The organism is Paenibacillus sp. R-74696 (assembly GCF_055814915.1).
Map to the genome: position 1 here is coordinate 342,992 of NZ_JBPULM010000030.1, position 17,731 is coordinate 360,722.

Annotated in this window: 22 protein-coding genes; 4 read left to right on the forward strand and 18 right to left on the reverse strand. The window is 49.6% G+C overall.

Translation table 11 applies throughout. The features are described 5' to 3' along the window. Positions 1 to 120: 120 nt before the first annotated feature. From ACSR9A_RS13110 to ACSR9A_RS13150, 9 genes are all read right to left on the reverse strand, one after another. Positions 121 to 729, reverse strand: a complete 609-nt coding sequence (locus ACSR9A_RS13110) for a SpoIIIAH-like family protein (RefSeq protein ID WP_473757627.1) — start codon at positions 727 to 729, stop codon at positions 121 to 123. A 35-nt stretch (positions 730 to 764) separates the two neighbouring features. After that, complete coding sequence (gene spoIIIAG / locus ACSR9A_RS13115) at positions 765 to 1,403, reverse strand: stage III sporulation protein AG (RefSeq protein ID WP_473757628.1); 639 nt, start codon at positions 1,401 to 1,403, stop codon at positions 765 to 767. 24 nt (positions 1,404 to 1,427) lie between these two features. Continuing rightward, the gene (gene spoIIIAF, locus ACSR9A_RS13120) at positions 1,428 to 2,210 is read right to left on the reverse strand and encodes a stage III sporulation protein AF (protein ID WP_473757629.1); all 783 of its coding nucleotides are present in this window, start codon (positions 2,208 to 2,210) and stop codon (positions 1,428 to 1,430) included. Positions 2,211 to 2,241: 31 nt separating this feature from the next. Beyond that, entirely contained in the window at positions 2,242 to 3,600 is a 1,359-nt protein-coding gene (gene spoIIIAE / locus ACSR9A_RS13125) for a stage III sporulation protein AE (RefSeq protein ID WP_473757630.1), read from the reverse strand. Further along, the gene (gene spoIIIAD / locus ACSR9A_RS13130) at positions 3,597 to 4,001 is read right to left on the reverse strand and encodes a stage III sporulation protein AD (RefSeq protein ID WP_046231941.1); all 405 of its coding nucleotides are present in this window, start codon (positions 3,999 to 4,001) and stop codon (positions 3,597 to 3,599) included. The genes spoIIIAE and spoIIIAD overlap by 4 nt, the downstream gene beginning before the upstream one ends. 36 nt (positions 4,002 to 4,037) lie before the next feature. After that, the gene (gene spoIIIAC / locus ACSR9A_RS13135) at positions 4,038 to 4,241 is read right to left on the reverse strand and encodes a stage III sporulation protein AC (protein ID WP_046231940.1); all 204 of its coding nucleotides are present in this window, start codon (positions 4,239 to 4,241) and stop codon (positions 4,038 to 4,040) included. Between the two features lie 15 nt (positions 4,242 to 4,256). Beyond that, positions 4,257 to 4,775: a stage III sporulation protein SpoIIIAB gene (gene spoIIIAB, locus ACSR9A_RS13140; protein ID WP_473757631.1), complete on the reverse strand. Its 519-nt coding sequence runs from the start codon at positions 4,773 to 4,775 to the stop codon at positions 4,257 to 4,259. Then, the gene (gene spoIIIAA, locus ACSR9A_RS13145) at positions 4,769 to 5,824 is read right to left on the reverse strand and encodes a stage III sporulation protein AA (protein WP_473757632.1); all 1,056 of its coding nucleotides are present in this window, start codon (positions 5,822 to 5,824) and stop codon (positions 4,769 to 4,771) included. Before spoIIIAA ends, spoIIIAB begins: the two co-directional genes overlap by 7 nt. A 186-nt stretch (positions 5,825 to 6,010) precedes the next feature. Continuing rightward, on the reverse strand, positions 6,011 to 6,277 hold the full coding sequence (locus ACSR9A_RS13150; RefSeq protein WP_473757633.1) for a YqhV family protein: 267 nt from the start codon (positions 6,275 to 6,277) through the stop codon (positions 6,011 to 6,013). Positions 6,278 to 6,439: 162 nt separating this feature from the next. Between ACSR9A_RS13150 and ACSR9A_RS13155 the strand changes: the two genes are divergently transcribed. After that, positions 6,440 to 7,156, forward strand: coding sequence for a 2-phosphosulfolactate phosphatase (locus ACSR9A_RS13155; RefSeq protein WP_473757634.1), 717 nt, complete (start codon positions 6,440 to 6,442; stop codon positions 7,154 to 7,156). 73 nt (positions 7,157 to 7,229) lie between these two features. Here the strand turns inward: ACSR9A_RS13155 and ACSR9A_RS13160 are convergent, their stop codons facing one another. From ACSR9A_RS13160 to ACSR9A_RS13190, 7 genes are all read right to left on the reverse strand, one after another. Further along, positions 7,230 to 8,117: an aminoglycoside phosphotransferase family protein gene (locus tag ACSR9A_RS13160; RefSeq protein ID WP_473757635.1), complete on the reverse strand. Its 888-nt coding sequence runs from the start codon at positions 8,115 to 8,117 to the stop codon at positions 7,230 to 7,232. A 113-nt stretch (positions 8,118 to 8,230) separates the two neighbouring features. Then, the gene (locus tag ACSR9A_RS13165) at positions 8,231 to 9,484 is read right to left on the reverse strand and encodes an aspartate kinase (RefSeq protein ID WP_473757636.1); all 1,254 of its coding nucleotides are present in this window, start codon (positions 9,482 to 9,484) and stop codon (positions 8,231 to 8,233) included. Positions 9,485 to 9,600: 116 nt separating this feature from the next. After that, on the reverse strand, positions 9,601 to 10,434 hold the full coding sequence (locus ACSR9A_RS13170) for an amino acid ABC transporter substrate-binding protein (RefSeq protein WP_473757637.1): 834 nt from the start codon (positions 10,432 to 10,434) through the stop codon (positions 9,601 to 9,603). Positions 10,435 to 10,718: 284 nt separating this feature from the next. Next, entirely contained in the window at positions 10,719 to 11,276 is a 558-nt protein-coding gene (gene efp / locus ACSR9A_RS13175; RefSeq protein ID WP_473757638.1) for an elongation factor P, read from the reverse strand. A gap of 69 nt (positions 11,277 to 11,345) precedes the next feature. After that, on the reverse strand, positions 11,346 to 12,419 hold the full coding sequence (locus ACSR9A_RS13180; RefSeq protein ID WP_473757639.1) for a M24 family metallopeptidase: 1,074 nt from the start codon (positions 12,417 to 12,419) through the stop codon (positions 11,346 to 11,348). 25 nt (positions 12,420 to 12,444) lie between these two features. Further along, a complete protein-coding gene (gene aroQ / locus ACSR9A_RS13185; protein WP_473757640.1) occupies positions 12,445 to 12,885 on the reverse strand; it encodes a type II 3-dehydroquinate dehydratase in 441 nt (146 codons plus the stop codon). A 93-nt stretch (positions 12,886 to 12,978) separates the two neighbouring features. Beyond that, entirely contained in the window at positions 12,979 to 13,536 is a 558-nt protein-coding gene (locus ACSR9A_RS13190) for a YqhR family membrane protein (RefSeq protein ID WP_473757641.1), read from the reverse strand. Positions 13,537 to 13,807: 271 nt separating this feature from the next. Here ACSR9A_RS13190 and ACSR9A_RS13195 point away from each other — a divergent pair, with 271 nt between their 5' ends. Further along, positions 13,808 to 14,725 (forward strand): DUF1385 domain-containing protein, encoded by a 918-nt coding sequence (locus tag ACSR9A_RS13195; RefSeq protein WP_473758002.1) that lies wholly within the window; start codon positions 13,808 to 13,810, stop codon positions 14,723 to 14,725. A gap of 13 nt (positions 14,726 to 14,738) precedes the next feature. Then, on the forward strand, positions 14,739 to 15,044 hold the full coding sequence (locus ACSR9A_RS13200; RefSeq protein WP_473757642.1) for a hypothetical protein: 306 nt from the start codon (positions 14,739 to 14,741) through the stop codon (positions 15,042 to 15,044). A 123-nt stretch (positions 15,045 to 15,167) separates the two neighbouring features. On the opposite strand, the gene mntR is transcribed toward ACSR9A_RS13200, so the two are convergent. Continuing rightward, entirely contained in the window at positions 15,168 to 15,590 is a 423-nt protein-coding gene (gene mntR, locus ACSR9A_RS13205) for a transcriptional regulator MntR (RefSeq protein WP_341278281.1), read from the reverse strand. A 336-nt stretch (positions 15,591 to 15,926) separates the two neighbouring features. Between mntR and splB the strand changes: the two genes are divergently transcribed. Further along, positions 15,927 to 16,997, forward strand: coding sequence for a spore photoproduct lyase (gene splB, locus ACSR9A_RS13210; RefSeq protein WP_473757643.1), 1,071 nt, complete (start codon positions 15,927 to 15,929; stop codon positions 16,995 to 16,997). 10 nt (positions 16,998 to 17,007) lie between these two features. Here splB and ACSR9A_RS13215 read toward each other — a convergent pair whose 3' ends face one another. Next, positions 17,008 to 17,727, reverse strand: coding sequence for a cytochrome c biogenesis CcdA family protein (locus ACSR9A_RS13215; protein ID WP_338551858.1), 720 nt, complete (start codon positions 17,725 to 17,727; stop codon positions 17,008 to 17,010). Positions 17,728 to 17,731: the final 4 nt, after the last annotated feature.

Genomic DNA, 17,731 nt, shown 5'->3' on the forward strand with positions numbered 1-17,731 from the left:
TTTATCCTTTTTTGCATTATATAGGCGAAACCCTATTACTGTGCATCATTGGACATGGGAAAAATCCCGAAAACGCCAGCATAGCTGACGTCCGGGATTTTATGCTCTTGCAAGGCCTCATTAAGGTACAAACTGCACGGATACCTGATCGGCATTGATTTCCATTTTTTTCATGACGAGATCAACAATATCGGCTGCTTGATTTTTCTCAAGCTTCTCGCTGGCTACGACGACTTTATAAACGTTGTTTTCTTCATCCACGATTGCGGATTCATAGTTTTGCATCAGCTGTTCTTCCAGCTCTGTCAGCTTTACATTTTTTTCTTCGAGCAAGGAAAGCTGTTTAGCCGCTTCAGTAGATTTTTCTTTATCTACTTGTGTATTTGCGATATCCGCCATCAGCTTATCCAGCTCCTCGTTATTATCCTGCGTCCGCTTCTGCTGAATATCTGCGAATACGCTCGTTGCCGCTCCCCCTTGCTCATACTGCTCCAGCACCTCTTTATCAGCCTCGCTCACCCCATTGTCTGCACCTTGCTGCACCTCATCCACGACGATGCCGCTGCCCGCAGCCTCCGTCGCTCCCTGTCCCACCGTCTGCTCCAGCTGCGTGTTGTCTGTCAGCAATTCTGGCGAGCTTGCGTCCTGCGTAAACAAGTAATAGGCGGACAGTACCACCATCAAGCTGAGCATCGATACGAGCCAAATCGTTTGTCTTTTCGTGTTCATGTGAACACCCTCCTCAAAATGGTATAAAAGCTGGATTATTGCTTCCTCGGTGCAACAGAAATGCGAGTTGCCGCGACATTTACGCCTTTTTCGACCGCATCTATAATTAAACGTCTGACGGTTACATTTTCCGCACCCTTGGCGACGATAAGGACGCCGCGAATGCGTGGGTTGATCGTCTTTTTGATAATCGGCTTCTGATCGCCGGACACCTCGACGAGTACAACCTCGCCATCCTTGTTAATCGCCGTAATATGCCGTTTGCCCCCGTTTTTGTCATTCTCGTCTGTCACCGACTGCGTCTCCTTCTCATTGCGTTCAACGACGATTTCCTCTGTTGAATCAATAGTGACCAGAACATCCACCTCGCCAACACCAACGATTTTCTCCAAAATTTCCTTAAGCCTCGCCTCCAGCGGCTGCTCCACCGTTTCGAATGAGGCTCCTTCCCGCGAGCCTGGGCTGGTCCAGGCCGTGTCATCTACTGACTGCAGATTTTGCCCCTGCCCCTGTAAGGAAGGCTCAACTTTGTTAAAGGTGAGGAAAGAATTAATCAGCATCAGCAGCGCTCCAACACAGCCGATAATGAGCAGGAGGCGCAGCATTTTCACTCGCTTCGGTCCCCCAGGGCCTCCGCCCGCCATCGCTTCCAGCTTCTCCAGCCACTTCGCCACCTGTCATTACCCTCTCCTTTCGCTTTACTTTTGTCCGCGAATGCTTGCCGGCTGGCGAATAATGATAGCCTCGGGCGATAAGCCCCAGCCCTCGGCGAGCACAGCTCTCGTCTGCTTATCAAGCTCTGCGTTCACGGGCTGCCATAACTGTTCACCAGCCGTACTCTGTTCACTTGATGTTTGATGCGGCCCAGTCTCGACTATCTCAGGCACCATGACCTCCACGCTTACTGGCTCCACTGCTTCGATCTGTCTATTATCCTGTTGCACATCCTGAGTCGAATTCGCACCCAAATTGGTAGGGGACCCTCTCGGCGGAGCAGCCTCTTCTTCAGGAAGTATCTGCGGAAACGTAACTGTCACCGTATCCATTTCGACCATCTCTACATCTCCTTCCTTGATCCATTTCAGTTTGACTTCAACCGAGCTTGCCGTCTGACCGGTATAGCGGATGATTGCGGATTCCATCGCTTTGGAGAGCGTACTGCCGGTAAGGTTAGCCGCCTGCTGCTGCTGCTTGCGTTTAAGCTCCTCCGACTGACGCTGAATGTCGGCAAGCGTTGGCATCTTCACTTGCTTCTGCGCCGTGCTCATCTCCCATTGCTGGATGCCTGCGCTCAGTCCTGCCGTTACGTCGCCTTGCACCAGGCGAAGCAGCGGAGACAGCAGCGTCAGCAGCACGAGAAGACCGATAACTAGTCTGGCATAGCGCAGCATCGCCTTGTTCGGCAGCAGCAGCTCGGTGCATACAGCGAGCATAATGACGGCGATAATGTCACGCAGCCAATCGCCCAGCCAAGCTACCATGCGATTCGCCCCCTTTTTTCAAACAGCCGATCTACCGGACCATCATTGCTGCGTTTCCTGCTGTCAGCACGATTGTGACGGCGAGGAAAAACATCAAGCTTACAGCGGCCAGTGCGGCAAACACATAAATCAGCGTCTTGCCAATCGTTTGCAGGCAGGCTACAATCGGCGAATCTCCAAGGGGCTGCATGACAGCAGCGCATACGTTGTAAATAAGCGCTAGCGTCAAAATTTTGATCGCGGGAAAAGCACTTATAAACAGCAGCATAATGACGCCTGCAAGCCCGATTGCATTTTTCGCCAGCATGGAAGCCGATATGACGGTATCCGCCGCATCCGAGAACATGCGACCGACGACAGGAACGAAGTTGCCCGTGACGAACTTCGCCGTTCGCATCGTCACACCATCGGTTACCGCTCCCGTCGCCCCCTGCACAGAAACGACACCAAGGAAAATCGTAACTAGCGCACCCAGAATTGTAATGCTGATGCTGCGCAGCAGATTAGCCAGCTGGGTCACCTTGAAGCGCTCGGTCATGGCGCTGACGATGTGTAAGATGGCCGAGAAGAACAAGAGCGGGAATACGAGCGTATAAACAAGCGTGCCTACAACATGAATCATAAAAATAATGAGCGGGTGCAGCACAGACACCGTCACGACATTGCCCATCGACGCCAGCAGCGCGAGCAGCAGCGGGAGCATGGCCAGCATGAATTGAATCATGCTTTCAATCGCGTCCTTGGCATAGCCGATCGCTACATTAAAGCTGTTGACCGTGATGATAAGGATGACCATAAAGGTAATGGAGTAAGCTACCTTGCTGACTGCATTGCGCTCGAAGGCGTTTTGCAGCGTTTCCAGCATCATGCTGAACACGGTCAGCGTGACGATTGTGACTAGCAGCTTGCCATTGTACAGCACCTCATGCAGAAAATAAGACAGCAGTCCTTTCAGCACCGTTTCCAGCTTGAGCCCTTCTCCGCCCGGCAGCAGCATTTGGGCAAAGCTAGGCAGCTTCTGCTCAGGGAAAAAACCGCCATATTCGTTTTTGAGCTGATTCCAGTATTTCTCCACCGCATCCGTATCCATATCGTTCAGCCCACTGCCGGTCAACTGCCCGAGTGCAGCTTGCGTCTGGGCCTGCTGAGTTTGCTGCTGCATAGACTGCGATTGCTGACTTTGCTGCGACTGCTGCGACTGAGGAGAAGACGCCACCTGTGAAGCTAGCTGCTGGTAGGAAGTCTGCTCCGACTGCCAGTCTGACGTTGACGCACCTTGCGCTGCTGCCTCGGAGCTTGGCACAAGCAGCAAAAAGTACAAAACTGCTGTAAGCACCGTGAGCCAAATGGCGTTCGTCGGATAGGAGCTGCCAGCAAGCTTTATTCTCAACTGGCTCCTCCCCCTGTCGGCAGCAGGTTGATAACTGTTTCGATAATGACGCTGATAATCGGCACCGCCATGACGAGAATTAATATTTTTCCAGCGAATTCGATTTTCGACGCAATGCTTTCCTGTCCGGCATCGCGGACAATTTGAGCGCCGAATTCAGCAATGTAGGCGATACCTATTATTTTCAGCACCGTCTTCAAATAAATAGAGGGTATGCCGGAGCGATTCGCCAAATCAGAAAGCACCGCAATAACGGAATCGATTTTGCCAAGCAGGAACAGAAAAATAAAGAGGCCGGTAAATGCCGCAAGCAGGAAAGCGAACAGCGGCTTTTGCTCTCGAACGACAAGGATGAGGACTGTTGCAATCAGCCCAAGACCGACGATTTGAATGATTTCCACTTCGCTTCACCTACTTGCGGCTTCTCTTCAAGCTAGCTATTGGAACAGAAAAATCGTTTTAATTTCCTGAAACAGCTCGTTCAGCATACGTACGACCATAAACAACACGACAACAAAGCCGATTAATGTCACCCAATGCGCCATATCTTCCTTCCCCATCTGCTTAAGCACCGTATGAATCATCGCAATGATAATTCCGATACCGGCTATTTGGAAAATGGCGCTCACATCCATATTCATTTCCGCGGCACCCCATTAAACCATCAAAATAACGAGCAGCACGGCGATTAAAACGCCGAGGCTTTTCCACATCGTCTCATACCTCGCCTGATCTTCCCGTGCCGAATCTTCCTCCGCCTTCAGTTGAATGAGCGCCAGCTTCAAATGCTTAAGCTGATCCTCACGATCGCTTATACCGAGCGTCGAGCCAAGACGGATCAACACCGCCTGCTCGCTTGCCCGCATGGCCGTTGCTCCCCAAATCTCTCGAACAGCCCGTTCCCAGCTTTCTCGAAAGGAAAGCCCTTCGTCACTCGCAAGCCCTTCGGAGGCAAGCATTAGCATCCGGTTAAGTGGATCTGGAACAAATGCTGCGGTTCGGGATAGCGCCTCCGGCAGCGGTGTATGCCCGTAGCCAATTTCGGTTTCGAGCCTCTGTAGCGCATGAGCGGTCTGGCGAAGCTGCCGGGGCCTTGCAGCAAAACGCGCCGCCTGCTGGAAGCCTAGCATCGTTCCGGCGAACAAAATCAGCAGCGCGCCAAGCAGCTTCAGCACATGGCATCGCCTCGCATCAGCCCGGAAAACAGCGGCGCAGCATCTTTGGCTAATCGCGGCACTGCTGTTGTTGGCTCGCGCGCCGCCCAGCCTCTTATGCAAGCCTCCGCCGTAAGCACCCGGTGCATAATGCCCGAAGGCGTTCGGCGCAGCTCAACAATAAGGGAGAACGCCCCTTCCTCTAGCAGCGAGCGCAATACAGGCCGTCCTCTAGCATCCTCAGCATCATACGCATGAGCTGTCGCTATGACGCTGACTCCGGCATGGCTGGCTTCCCGAATCGCCTCGCCATCCTCAGGCCTTCCAATTTCATCCGCAATAATGACATCCGGCGACATCGAGCGCAGCAGCATCATCATTCCTTCCGCCTTGGGACAAGCATCCATGACGTCGGAGCGCGGTCCAATATCAAAGGTGGGAATACCTCGCACACAAGCAGCTATTTCGGAGCGCTCGTCCACGATTGCAACCTTCTTGCCCGGCCAGCTTGCCGCCTCCCCGCCTCCCCATAAACCGTAGCTGACGGATCTTGCAATATCGCGAACGAGCGTCGTCTTGCCCTGCTGGGGCGGGGCGAGCACCAACGTGGAGCGAATCGTTTTGCGTGATCGGTCGAGCAGCTTCGGCATGAGCGGAGTTGCTGAGCCGGGAACCTCCCTGGCAATCCGAATATTAAAGGCACCTATTTCACGAATGCCGCGAACGCTGCCGTTATCGAGAACGGTACGCCCTGCAAGTCCAACCCGATGTCCGCCTGCAACTGTAATGAAGCCCCGCCTGAGCTCCTCCTCCATCGCATACAAGGAATAATTGGTCATCCGCTCCAGCAGCTTGCGGCAAAGGTCAGCAGTAGGCTTGTACGCTCCGCCAGCTTGGGTTAAGAGTGTGCCATCGTTTGCAGCGAAACGCGATTGGCCTGCCATGCCAATTTCCAGCGGGCGCCCTTCGCGAATCCGTATCTCTTCCAGCTGCTCCTGAACCTCCGCAGGCAGCCGTTCCAATATCGCTTTCAGCTCTAGCGGCAGCAAATGCGTAATGCGGCTAAGCATGCGTTCATCACTCCCGGATGTTTGTCCTTAGTCCTTTAATATGTATGCTTGGCCAGCTAAAATATGTCCAACTGGATCGAAATTGCTAGATTAGATTTATTTAACTAGGAGTACCGCGACTCCTATTACGAGGCCAGCAGCAAAATATAGAAATGGCCCTAGTACTCGGAACGGCGCCAATTCTCGTTATTTTTTCAAAATACCAATCATTAGACATAGAATGCCAGCCGCTACCCAGAGAAATTTGCTATAGGACAGCTTGTCTGCGAGCCCTACCAAACCAATCGTCGTAGTCGCAATCAAAATAAGCGGCCCTACAAGCGCCAAAGAGGAATTGACGACCAGCGCCTTGTCGATCTGATTGAGTTTAAGCATAATAATTGCCGCGCAAATTTCGATGGTTCCCGAGGCAAGGCGCAAGGAGGCCATTGCCAGCACGATTTTATTCATCATAAAAATCCACCTCCACCCTTGTCCAGCCGACCTGTTTCTAGCTTATGCAGCAGACCTCTGCGTTCATAACCACTGTAGCCCGGGACACATGCCCAGAAGGATGTGCATATATTGCAGGCATAAGGCTAGGAGAAGTTAAGGTAAAGAAAGGCGGATAATGACATGCAGGTTGAGGTCATATCAAGCGTGAATGAAGCCAGCCAGGCGCGCTTTCATCATAAAACAGCCATCGTTGTTGATGTATTGCGGGCAGGCAGCACGATTGTGACGGCGCTTGCGGCCGGGGCCGAAGCCATCGTTCCGGTGGAAACGGTCATGGAGGCCAAAGCAGCGCAGATGGCGGGGGATTTATTAGGGGGAGAACGATTTTGCCGAAAAATATCCGGCTTTGACCTTGGCAATTCGCCTGACGAATATGAAGCCCCTGCGGTACGCGCCCGCCGTATTATATTAACTACAACGAACGGAACACGCGCGCTGCAAAAGTCCGCCCGTGCCGATTACGTATTGGCAGCTGCGCTAATGAACGCCGCTGCCTGTGCCCGTGCGGCGCTAGCGCTGCGGCGCGATGTCGTCATTTTATGCGCGGGCTATAATGATGCGTTTGCTGCCGAGGATGGCTTTGGCGCCGGGCTGCTGCTTGAACGGATGACCCAGGCAGGCATGAACGCTTTGGAACTGGATGACTTCGCACTCGCTATGCTGGGCTTCTATCGCAGCCGCAGTGCTTTCGCACTCGAAACACTCGCCTCTGGCGCAACTGGCAAGCGGCTGCTTAAGCTTGGTCTCCAGCGGGACATTGAGGCATGCGCAGAAGTCGATATTTATAAAGACGTTCCCATACTGCAAGGGGAGAAGCTTGTGCTGCTGACGCGCTGATTGCACCATAAAAAAAAGGCAGACTACGGCGAGAAAATCACCCGCTAGTCTGCCCTATTCTCGCTGTATACTGCTACTCCAGCACAAGCGACTTATTGATATATTTATTTTCTATTATTTTGCAATTCATACGTTCGATCGTTGACTCGTCTTTAGGGATTGGCGCGAATCTATAGAGCAACAGCCATCTGAGGCACGCAATAGCTTCAAAGATTAGTAATTCTTCCTTATCAAATTCACTTTGTGCCAAATACGTATTTTGGAATACCGCGGCTAATTGCTCCCCATTGTATAAATAAATTAAAAAGCTCGTCCAGGCAAAATCATATCTGGTATCCCCTAGTTGTCCATTGGTCCAGTCAATTATCGTGTACTTCCCTTGATTTTCTACTACGTTGCCTAAGTTGAAGTCACCGTGGATAAATGTATTTTGCTGCAAATCCGAGCCATTAATTAGCTCTATTAAATCCGCTTGGATATCTGGATGCTCTTCAATTTGCGGGTAAAAATAACGGATAAAATCGTATTTTCTATGAAGCAGAGGATCTAATTCATGGTCGGATACTTTATGGATGTCCAACAATAAATGAGCCAAATTCTCTACATGCTGATTTTTTATTGGGGAAAGCGGGCTGCCATCGTAGCTGGTTAACAGCGCTTTATGCCCAGAAGCGGTATAACCCCATCCGTAAGCAGTGGAAACAGAAATACCTATATTTCGAAGCGTTTGCAGCAGAATATATTGAAAATGCACATCTGGATCGGAATCCTTGTTCCATATTTTTAGAACGAAGCTGTCCGCAACAGACGAAAATTTCCACACATTAGCCTCCAGTCCACCCGGCATGCTGCTGCAGGCTAGTTCTTGTTTCAGCAGCTCATTCATGAAGCTCGTGCTGTCAGCCCAAATCATCTCACTTAAGCACTCCAAACCAATCACCCCTTCCTTTAAATTAATCATATCTGATCCTAGCTGATCGTACTACTCTATATGTCCCCCGAGACACAAAAAAAGGCAAAGAGCGTTTGCTCCTTGCCTTTTCCCCTATGTCTCTTGCGTTTAATGCAAGTCGTCTAACGGCGATCCTGCGGCCCGCCAACGAAAGCTTGCTCAGCTGTATCCAAACCATATGCCGTATGCAGCGCACGAACCACTTCTTGCAGTGGTTCAGCATCGATAACGCAGGAAAGTCTGATTTCAGACGTGCTGACCATCTTAATGCTGATGCCCAGACCCGAAATCGCTGCGAACATCGTAGCAGCAACGCCTGGATTGCTAACCATGCCAGCACCGACGATTGAAACTTTAACCAAATTGTCTTCGGAAGTTACTTTGCTGTAAGGGAGCTCTCCGTGCAGATTTTCAATGACTGCAACCGCTTTGTCTTTATCATCGAGCGAAAGCGTGAAGGAGAAGTCGGCTGTGCCGTCCTGTACGCCGCTTTGCACAATAATATCTACATCCACGCCATTGTTTGCAAGCGCGCCAAATACTGTCGCGAGCACGCCTGGCAAATCTGGAACGCCCAGAATGCTGATTCTAGCTACATTTTTATCGAATGCAATACCGCGAACGACAGCGCCTTGTTCCATCGTTACTTCCTCCTTTACACTTGTACCTTCGTTGTAGGTAAAGCTTGAACGAACGACTAGCTTTACATTGTTATGCTTTGCGTATTCAACCGCGCGCGGATGAAGCACAGCAGCTCCCAGATGGGCAAGCTCCAGCATTTCATCATACGAAATTTCATCCAGCTTGCGAGCGCATTTCACAACGCGCGGATCGGTCGAATAAATGCCGTCCACATCGGTGTAAATCTCGCACACATCCGCTTTAACCGCAGCTGCCAGTGCAACCGCCGTCGTATCGGAGCCGCCGCGTCCCAGCGTCGTAATGTCGCCATCCTCGGACATGCCTTGAAAACCGGCTACGATAACAATATGACCAGCATCCAATTCCTTGAACATGCGATCCGTACGAATATCTGTAATTTTCGCCTTGCTGTGAACAGCATCTGTACGAATTCCCGCCTGCCAGCCTGTCAACGAAACGGCGTGGTGTCCCAGCTGGTGAATCGTCATCGACAAAAGCGCTACCGATATTTGCTCGCCAGTCGTAAGCAGCATATCCATCTCGCGCGCTGGCGGATTAGGATTAAGCAGCTTCGATTGGTCGATCAAATCATCCGTTGTATCCCCCATTGCTGATACGACAACAACAACACGGTTTCCCGCCTGCCTATTTTCAATAATTCGTTTTGCTACCCGTTGCATCCGCTCCGGCGTTCCCACCGAGCTTCCGCCAAACTTCATCACTATCAACGACAAAGCGGACTCACTCCCAACCTTGACATATACATACAAGTCAATATTATAGCACAACCACAACACATCTGGGTATATCCCATCACAAAAATACAAGTAACCTTCACAGCTTAAGCATGCTATTTGGAAACGTCGGTGTCGAAATATTTTGTTGAAATTTCCAAATAAGTACCGTCCTTTTTCATATCTGCAAGCGCACCGTTGACGGCTAGAACAAGCTCATCATGCCCTTTCGTAAACAGAGCGCCGCTTGCCGTTGCCTCCGACATTTCATCCACAATTTTGAGCGGCATCTCTGGCTGGCGATGCAATAAATCCAAATAAGTTAAACCATCATTTACCGTTGCATCCACTTCTCCTGTCAGCAGCAAAGATATCGCCTCATCAAAGCCTGTGGTAGGCACAATTTCCGCGCCGTACCGCTGTGCGATATCAAGCAAATTGCTTCGCAGCGCTTGCGCCGCCTTTTTCCCGTTTAAGTCCGAAAGCTTCTTAATATCCGTATTATCCTGCTTCACAATTAGCACAATATGGGAGTAAATATAAGGATCGGAAAACTGATATTGCTCCAATCGATCCTCCCGAATGCTGACTTGATTAAAAACGACATCATATTTCTTCGCATCCAGTCCCGTAAATATTTCATCCCATGGCGTTTCGATAAATTCAGGCTCCACGCCAATACGTTTGCTGATTTCCTCAGCTATCTCTACATCGAATCCGACAAGCTTGCCGTTTTCGTCATGATAAGTAAATGGGGCATACTTTCCTTCCGTTCCAATACGCAGCTTGCCCTTTGCTTGAACAGCCTCCAAGGAGTTTTGTCCACTAGGCGCGGCCGCCTCCGCACTTGCAACCGGCTTAATCATTTCTTGCCGCTCCGGCCCCGTGCCACATGCCACCAGCAAAAACCAACAAGCCAGCAGCAGAAAAACAAAGCTTTTTCTTGCCATTCACTCTACTCCTCTACGTCGTCGCTAGATGCATGAGCTTAACTATTATATTGAATGTTACAATAGCAAGCCTTTATCCATCAATGCTTTTTACGAGAAAAATGAGAAGTTCGTGTGAAGTTATGCCCAATCACAAGCGTAAACGGCTATCGCCGTCCTCTGGCGGCAAAGCACCGTTTCGCGTAGAAATATAGAGAAGGGATCGAAAAATCATATCCTTTCCTATATTTTGAAAAAAGCTGCTCCAAGGGGTGTTGCCCCTTGAAGCAGCTGCTTGCCATCTCCTATGCGCGGGAAATGTATTTTCCTTCGCGTGTATCGATCAACAGCACATCATCCTCATTGATGAACAATGGAACTTGTACGTTGTGTCCCGTTTGAAGCTTAGCATTTTTAGTTGCGCCGGTAGCCGTGTTGCCTTTAATGCCTGGCTCCGTCTCAATAACTTTCAGCTCAACGCTGTTCGGCATTTGAATACCGATGATTTCGCCTTGGTAGCTCGAGATGTTTACCGTCATATTCTCGATCAGGAAGTTGATTTCCCATTCCAGCTGCGATTCATTCAGTTCGAACTGATCATAAGTTTCGTTGTCCATGAACGTGTACTCGGAACCGGAGTTGTACAAGTATTGTACAGCACGGTTTTCGATGATCGCACGAGCAAGCGACTCGCCAGCACGAAATGTTTTTTCAACAACGTTGCCGTTGCGGAGGTTTTTCAGCTTGGAGCGTACGAATGCCGCGCCTTTGCCTGGCTTAACGTGCTGAAAATCGGTTACGGAGAAAATGTCTCCATCTACTACAATTGTCAATCCTGTTTTAAAATCATTCACTGAAATCACTGCTGATTACCTCCTGGGATTAGAAAAATAGCATGCTTGATCGTGCCCTTTTACCACTGTTACCACAAATCAGCCTAAAGTGAGAAACTCCTTAGTCGATGCGGTTAATATTTTAATACCGGTGTCCGTAATTACGATGTCATCCTCAATCCTTACTCCGCCGAAACCGGGGAGATAGATGCCAGGCTCAACCGTTACCGTCATACCGGGGGTTAAAATCGTTTCGCTAAGCTTGGACAAACGCGGAGCTTCATGAACTTCCATGCCGAGTCCGTGTCCGGTGCCGTGACCGAACTTGTCGCCATAGCCGTATTTTGTGATGACATCGCGCGTCAACGCATCCGCAGCACGTCCTGTCATACCCGGACGGATATGAGCAAGGGCATTCAACTGCGCTTCCAGCACAATGTCATAAATTTCGCGATGCTTGTCCGTTGGCGTGCCAACGACAACCGTACGCGTAATATCAGAGCAATATCCTTTCAGATAGGCACCGAAATCCAGCTTCACGAATTCATTGTTGCCAATGATTCGCTCGCTTGCCTTACCATGCGGCAATGCCGAGCGCTCTCCGGACGCTACGATCGTCTCAAACGAAGATGAATGAGCACCGTGGCTGCGCATAAAAATTTCCATCTCCAGCGCAATATCGCTTTCCTTCACGCCAGGCTGAAGCAGCTTCTGAATATGCGTAAACGTCGCGTCCGCCAGATCAGCAGCCTCTTGCATCACTTGCAGCTCCGCTTCATCCTTGATCATGCGCAAGCCTTCAACTAGACCCGATACCGGATGAAGGGCGATATCGCCAAGCACAGCCGTCCAATCGGCGAATTCGCCATAAACGACATGCTCCTGCTCAAAGCCCAGCTTGCTGATTTTTCTCGCTTTCAACAGCTCTTTCACCGTTTGCATCGCTTTAGGCGCATGTTCAACAATTTCATAGCCGATCGCCTGCTCAGGAGCCTGCGTCATATAGCGGAAATCGGTCAGCAAAATGCTGTCGCTTAACGTAATGAGGACCATACCAGAGGAGCCTGTAAATCCACTTATATAACGGCGATTATATTCGCTGTTAATAAGAATAGCATCCAGACCCAGCTCCGCAAGGGCGCTGCGCAAGCGATTCACTCTTTCCTTTGACATTTATGTTCATCCCCTTTCCGTTTATTTAAGAAATTTTCAGTTTGCGGACAAGCGCCGCAAGGCCAAGCTCGTAGCTCTGTGGACCGAAGCCGGCAATTTGCCCGACCGCTACAGGTGCAATAACCGAAACGTGACGGAATGCCTCGCGCGTATGTATGTTGGACAAATGCACCTCAACTACAGGAAGAGCTACCGTACTGAGCGCATCGCGCAGCGAATAGCTGTAATGCGTAAGCGCACCGGGATTAATAAGTATGCCATCCTCTGCGCCATAAGCGCTATGTATCCGATCAATAAGGGCGCCCTCATGGTTGGATTGGAAAAAATCCAGCTGTACATTCAGACCCTTAGCCTGCTCCAGCAAATTAGCCTCAATATCAGCAAGCGTAGCCGATCCATAAATTCCTGGCTCCCGTACGCCAAGCATATTCAGATTCGGGCCATTAAGCACCAGAATTTTGAGCATTTGCACACCTCCCTAACGGACAAATTCATGCTAAAGACAAAGATCAATTGCCATTTTACCACATATGCCCGCCCCTTGAGAAGGGACAACTATTCAGCTTGCTTGCAAAGGCTCTCGGGACGCCTCGTCCGTAAATTCAAAAGCAATGGTGTAGCCGATAAAAACACCCCATAGCAAAAAGACACAAAGCTCGGCACTGAGTGTATTCCAGCCTGATTTCCACACCGATCGGGTCACATGGAGAAGCGGCCCTAAAGCAAGAAAAATGATTGCCCACCAGACAAGCCCATAGAGCAGGCCAGGCCACGGGCCTTTTAGCTTGCGGAATAACAGTCCGTATAGCAAGGCAGCAACCATTGAAAAAATAATGTAACTGCCAATACCCACCACAAGGCCCCAGCCCGACTTCAAAAAGGAGGAGCGGAAAAACGGGTCCGCCAAAATGCCTGGCAGCTCCAGCGTAAATTTCATTTCATAAAAAAACCAGCGTAAAACGCCCCAAATCAGTCCGGCAAAAAAGCCCGTCGATAAGCAATACGTCCAAATATTCGTATGATGCTTGCCTTCATATGGATTGCCTTCATCTCCGGCGGTACGTTTATTTTTTTTATTTTCTGCCATCGTTTCCTTCGCCTCCAAACTTGAGATCATCCTTCGCTTCCTAGCTAAAAGAAGCCATGATTTAGTATGTGAAAAAAAGCATAGAAGTAACCGCCTCGCTTGGCAGCTGTTTATGGATGCCCCGTGCAGCTCAAACGTTGGCAATTGCCGCACTGATCAAGTACAATAGAACTATTCGTAAGAAAATGAAACAAATTGATTCGTCACCTGATCGGGACGATACACTTTTAAGGAAGGTGACCAACACTTGTCGCAAAAATCCAAAAGCATTTATGGAGGACAAGCTGTCATTGAAGGCGTCATGTTCGCAGGAAGCCATGTCAATGTTACAGCTGTTCGCCGCAAAAATGACGAAATTATCTTTTATGAGGTTCCGCGGACGACGAAGCGCTGGATACAGCAGCTGAAAAAAATTCCGATTGTGCGCGGGGTTGTCGGCATAATAGATTCCAGCGCCAAAGGCTCGCAGCATTTGAATTTTTCCATGGAAAATTACGCGGAGGATGAGGCGCAGGAAGAAGCCGCTAAAAATCCCGAAGCACAGCCGAAGCCTGAAAAGGAGCAAAAGTCTGGTTTCAGCCTTAGCATGATAGTCGGCGTTGCCGTGGCTGGCGTCCTGTCGTTTATTTTCGGCAAGCTGATTTTCACCGCAGCTCCCGCTGCGCTGGAAGAACTATTGTTCAGCAACGTATTTGAGAGCAAAATTGGTCATAACCTATTAGAAGGACTTATCAAAATCATTTTATTGCTTGCTTATTTGTACCTGATGTCGCTGACGCCGATTATCAAAAGACTGTTTCAATATCATGGCGCCGAGCATAAAGTAATTAGCGCCTATGAAGCTGGCGAGAAGCTGACGATCAGCAATGTGCAAAAATACAGCCGCCTGCACTATCGCTGCGGCAGCAGCTTTATTATTTTCACCGTCATTGTCGGCGTTATTATTTATTCGCTGCCCTTCTTCACTTGGGATTCCATATGGGAACGAATTTATATTCGTATTTTGCTGCTTCCTCTTGTTCTTGGTATTTCTTATGAGGTGCTGCGCATTACAAATGCACTGCGCAACATACCCGTGCTGCGCTACCTCGGTTACCCAGGCCTATGGCTGCAATTACTGACAACGAAAGAGCCAAAGGACGATCAGGTTGCCGTATCGATCGCTTCCTTCAACCGGATGCGCGAGCTCGATCAACAAATGTCCAATATTAAAGCGTAAGGGCGGAATGATTATGGCAAACAGGCCTAAAAAATGGAGCGTGCCGGCAATTATTATTATGTCTTTGCTTGGCATCGGAGTTATTTATGGCGTTTTGACAGATATGCGTTCATTCCTTATCCCCATTATCGTATTCGGCCTCATTTATGTGCTTTACAAGTTTCCGCCTGACCGATGGAGAGGCCGTTCCGGCTCTGCTTCGCCTCAGGCGCGCCCAGGCAACCGCTCACAGCCTGCCAAACGCCCGAAATCGCAGCGTACGCCGTTCCGCGTTATCGAAGGCGGCAAGGAAGATGATGATCTGCCGAAGTATCATTAGGCCGTTCTAGCGGGCACTAGCAACTAGCAGACAATTAAAAAGAGCGTGACCTCCTTTTTACGGGGGTCACGCTCTTTTTGCATGTACCTGCATCAGCTTGCGTTTCACAACATATTTGCATAATCACTCATTATCGAGCTCAGCGCGAACCGCTTTAAGAGCGTCTAATCGGGAGGGATCGCGTTCAAAGAAAGCGACGAGCGTCTCAATGCAGGTAATCGAATCCCAGCTTAAATGATGCTCAATGCCTTCGACATCTTGATAAATATTCTCATCTTGGACGCCGATAATGGCCAAAAATGATTCCAGCAGATGGTGGCGCTCCACAAGCCGCTTGCCCATCTTCTTGCCTTTTGTCGTTAATACAAGGCCACGATATTTCTCATAAATTAAATAGTTATCTTTATCGAGCTTTTGAATCATCTTCGTCACTGACGAAGGGTGAACCTCCAGCCCTTCCGCAATATCCGACACTCTCGCGTAACCTTTTTCGTCTATGAGCTTATAAATTCGTTCCAAGTAGTCTTCCATGCTCGGTGTCGGCATTGAAGAACCCCCTAACCCAACTTCTTTCACCTTGTTTCCTCGGCGTTACTTTAGTATCATACACTGTTTTGAAACCTGTCTGCAACCTTAAGGACAATCCGGGGTACACAATAATTAATGACATTAGCGATTGCGGCATTTCTTGAAATATAAGAATTTATAAGTTTCACATTTATCATTAGACTTATATTTCTCGGACTGAAACGCGCTGCGCCGCCAGAGGACGGCTTTCGGCCGTTTCACCTTGCAACTCCCAGTTTGAAGCCCTTTCCTTTGTCGCATATTATAGCGTAAGCTTCTTATTTTGAAGCATCAAAGCAAAGGAGGGGGCGGCCCATGGCTTCCACCGTAGAGGAGCGTCCGAAAGCAGCGCTGAAAAGCTTATCCTTCGTTCCCGAGCTCGTCTATTTTGAGCCGGATGCGCTCAACTATCCGAAAGGCAAGCGCATTTATGACTGGGTTCAAAAGGAAGGCATTCCTTTCCGCATGACCAGCTCGCATAACCGGATTACCAATTTGCCCGGTGAAACCGAGCTGGAAAAATACCGGATTGCCAAACGAACACTTGTCGTCGGCATTCGCAAAACGTTAACCTTCGAAACGTCCAAGCCTTCAGCGGAATATGCTATTCCCATTGCCACCGGCTGCATGGCGCATTGCCATTATTGCTATTTGCAGACGACGCTTGGCGCCAAGCCCTATATTCGCGTTTACGTCAACATCGATGATATTATAGACGCGGCCAAGGAATACATCGACGAGCGAGCACCGGAAATCACTCGCTTCGAGGCAGCCTGTACGTCCGATCCCGTCGGGCTGGAGCCGATTACAGGCAGTCTGCGCGAGCTCATTGAATTTATGGCGGAGCAGCCTCTTGGCAGACTGCGCTTCGTCACCAAATTTCATCATGTGGATTCCCTGTTGGATGTTAAGCATAATGGCCATACTCGCATTCGCTTCAGCGTCAACAGCAAATACGTGATTAAAAATTTCGAGCCGGCCACCTCGCGCTTCGAGCAGCGGATTGAAGCCGCAGCCAAGGTAGCTAAAGCCGGTTATCCGCTCGGCTTTATCATTGCGCCAATTATCTGGCATGACGGCTGGGAGGAAGGCTACGCCGAGCTGCTCGCATCGCTAGCAGAGGCTCTGCCTGAGGAGGCAAAGCAAGCCGATCTGACCTTTGAGCTCATCCAGCACCGCTTTACGAAAACAGCAAAAAATGTAATCGAGCGCCGTTATCCGCGCACGAAGCTGGAAATGGATATTGAGAAGCGCAAATACAAATGGGGCCGCTGGGGACAAGGAAAATACGTCTACCCTACAGAACAAGCAGATGCGCTCCGATTGTTTATATCAGAGCGCATCTTTGAGCATTTTCCACAAGCGAAAATTGAATATTTCACTTAACTCATAAAGCTTAAAACTTCAGCCAATCCGGCGTTATGAGGTTAAGCCACGACGTAATTTGCGTCATTTGATCCGTGAAGAGCATAATGCCGAGCACAATCATAATTGCTCCGCCCACCTTCATCACCGTATTCGTATATTTCAGCAGCCATCTCGCTGAGCCAAGGAAAAAGGCTAATACGAAAAAAGGAATGGCGAAACCTAGAGCATATGCCGTTGTCAGCTTAAACCAGGTATTCGGCTCGGATGCCGCCAATGCCAGAATGGCCGTTAAGGCAGGACCTGTGCATGGCGACCACCCGGCCGAAAATCCGATACCAAAAATAAACGAGCCCAAATAGCCCGTTTTTTTCGAAGGATCGAAAGGTAGCTTACGCGTCTTCATTAGCAATTGCGGCTGAAAAACGCCGAGCAGGAACAGCCCCATCAGCACAATCAAAATCGCCGATAATTTGCGAATGAGCGGCTCATACTCACTGAAGGTTTCAGCGAACACATTCGTGCCGTAGCCAAGCGTGTAATACACCGTACAGAAGCCGATAATGAAAAACAGCGTATGCAGCATCGTGCGGGAGCGCATATGCTTGCTCGTATGCTCATTATTTTTGAGATCGCTGACAGAAATACCGGTTATGTAAGACAAATAAGATGGATACAAGGGCAAGCAGCATGGAGAGATAAAGGAGGCAAAGCCAGCCCCAAGTGCGAGCCAAATATTAATATCGTTCACCGTA

What these genes read in the sequence shown, in the direction of transcription:
- ACSR9A_RS13190 (WP_473757641.1), bottom strand. Translation starts at nt 13,536, where the DNA reads ATGATCTCAAGTTTGGAGGCGAAGGAAACGATGGCAGAAAATAAAAAA.
- ACSR9A_RS13195 (WP_473758002.1), top strand. Translation starts at nt 13,808, where the DNA reads ATGTTCGCAGGAAGCCATGTCAATGTTACAGCTGTTCGCCGCAAAAAT.
- splB (WP_473757643.1), top strand. Translation starts at nt 15,927, where the DNA reads ATGGCTTCCACCGTAGAGGAGCGTCCGAAAGCAGCGCTGAAAAGCTTA.
- ACSR9A_RS13160 (WP_473757635.1), bottom strand. Translation starts at nt 8,117, where the DNA reads ATGATTAATTTAAAGGAAGGGGTGATTGGTTTGGAGTGCTTAAGTGAG.
- mntR (WP_341278281.1), bottom strand. Translation starts at nt 15,590, where the DNA reads ATGCCGACACCGAGCATGGAAGACTACTTGGAACGAATTTATAAGCTC.
- ACSR9A_RS13170 (WP_473757637.1), bottom strand. Translation starts at nt 10,434, where the DNA reads ATGGCAAGAAAAAGCTTTGTTTTTCTGCTGCTGGCTTGTTGGTTTTTG.
- ACSR9A_RS13180 (WP_473757639.1), bottom strand. Translation starts at nt 12,419, where the DNA reads ATGTCAAAGGAAAGAGTGAATCGCTTGCGCAGCGCCCTTGCGGAGCTG.
- aroQ (WP_473757640.1), bottom strand. Translation starts at nt 12,885, where the DNA reads ATGCTCAAAATTCTGGTGCTTAATGGCCCGAATCTGAATATGCTTGGC.
- ACSR9A_RS13200 (WP_473757642.1), top strand. Translation starts at nt 14,739, where the DNA reads ATGGCAAACAGGCCTAAAAAATGGAGCGTGCCGGCAATTATTATTATG.
- spoIIIAF (WP_473757629.1), bottom strand. Translation starts at nt 2,210, where the DNA reads ATGGTAGCTTGGCTGGGCGATTGGCTGCGTGACATTATCGCCGTCATT.
- ACSR9A_RS13155 (WP_473757634.1), top strand. Translation starts at nt 6,440, where the DNA reads ATGCAGGTTGAGGTCATATCAAGCGTGAATGAAGCCAGCCAGGCGCGC.
- spoIIIAA (WP_473757632.1), bottom strand. Translation starts at nt 5,824, where the DNA reads ATGCTTAGCCGCATTACGCATTTGCTGCCGCTAGAGCTGAAAGCGATA.
- ACSR9A_RS13150 (WP_473757633.1), bottom strand. Translation starts at nt 6,277, where the DNA reads ATGATGAATAAAATCGTGCTGGCAATGGCCTCCTTGCGCCTTGCCTCG.
- ACSR9A_RS13110 (WP_473757627.1), bottom strand. Translation starts at nt 729, where the DNA reads ATGAACACGAAAAGACAAACGATTTGGCTCGTATCGATGCTCAGCTTG.
- spoIIIAC (WP_046231940.1), bottom strand. Translation starts at nt 4,241, where the DNA reads ATGAATATGGATGTGAGCGCCATTTTCCAAATAGCCGGTATCGGAATT.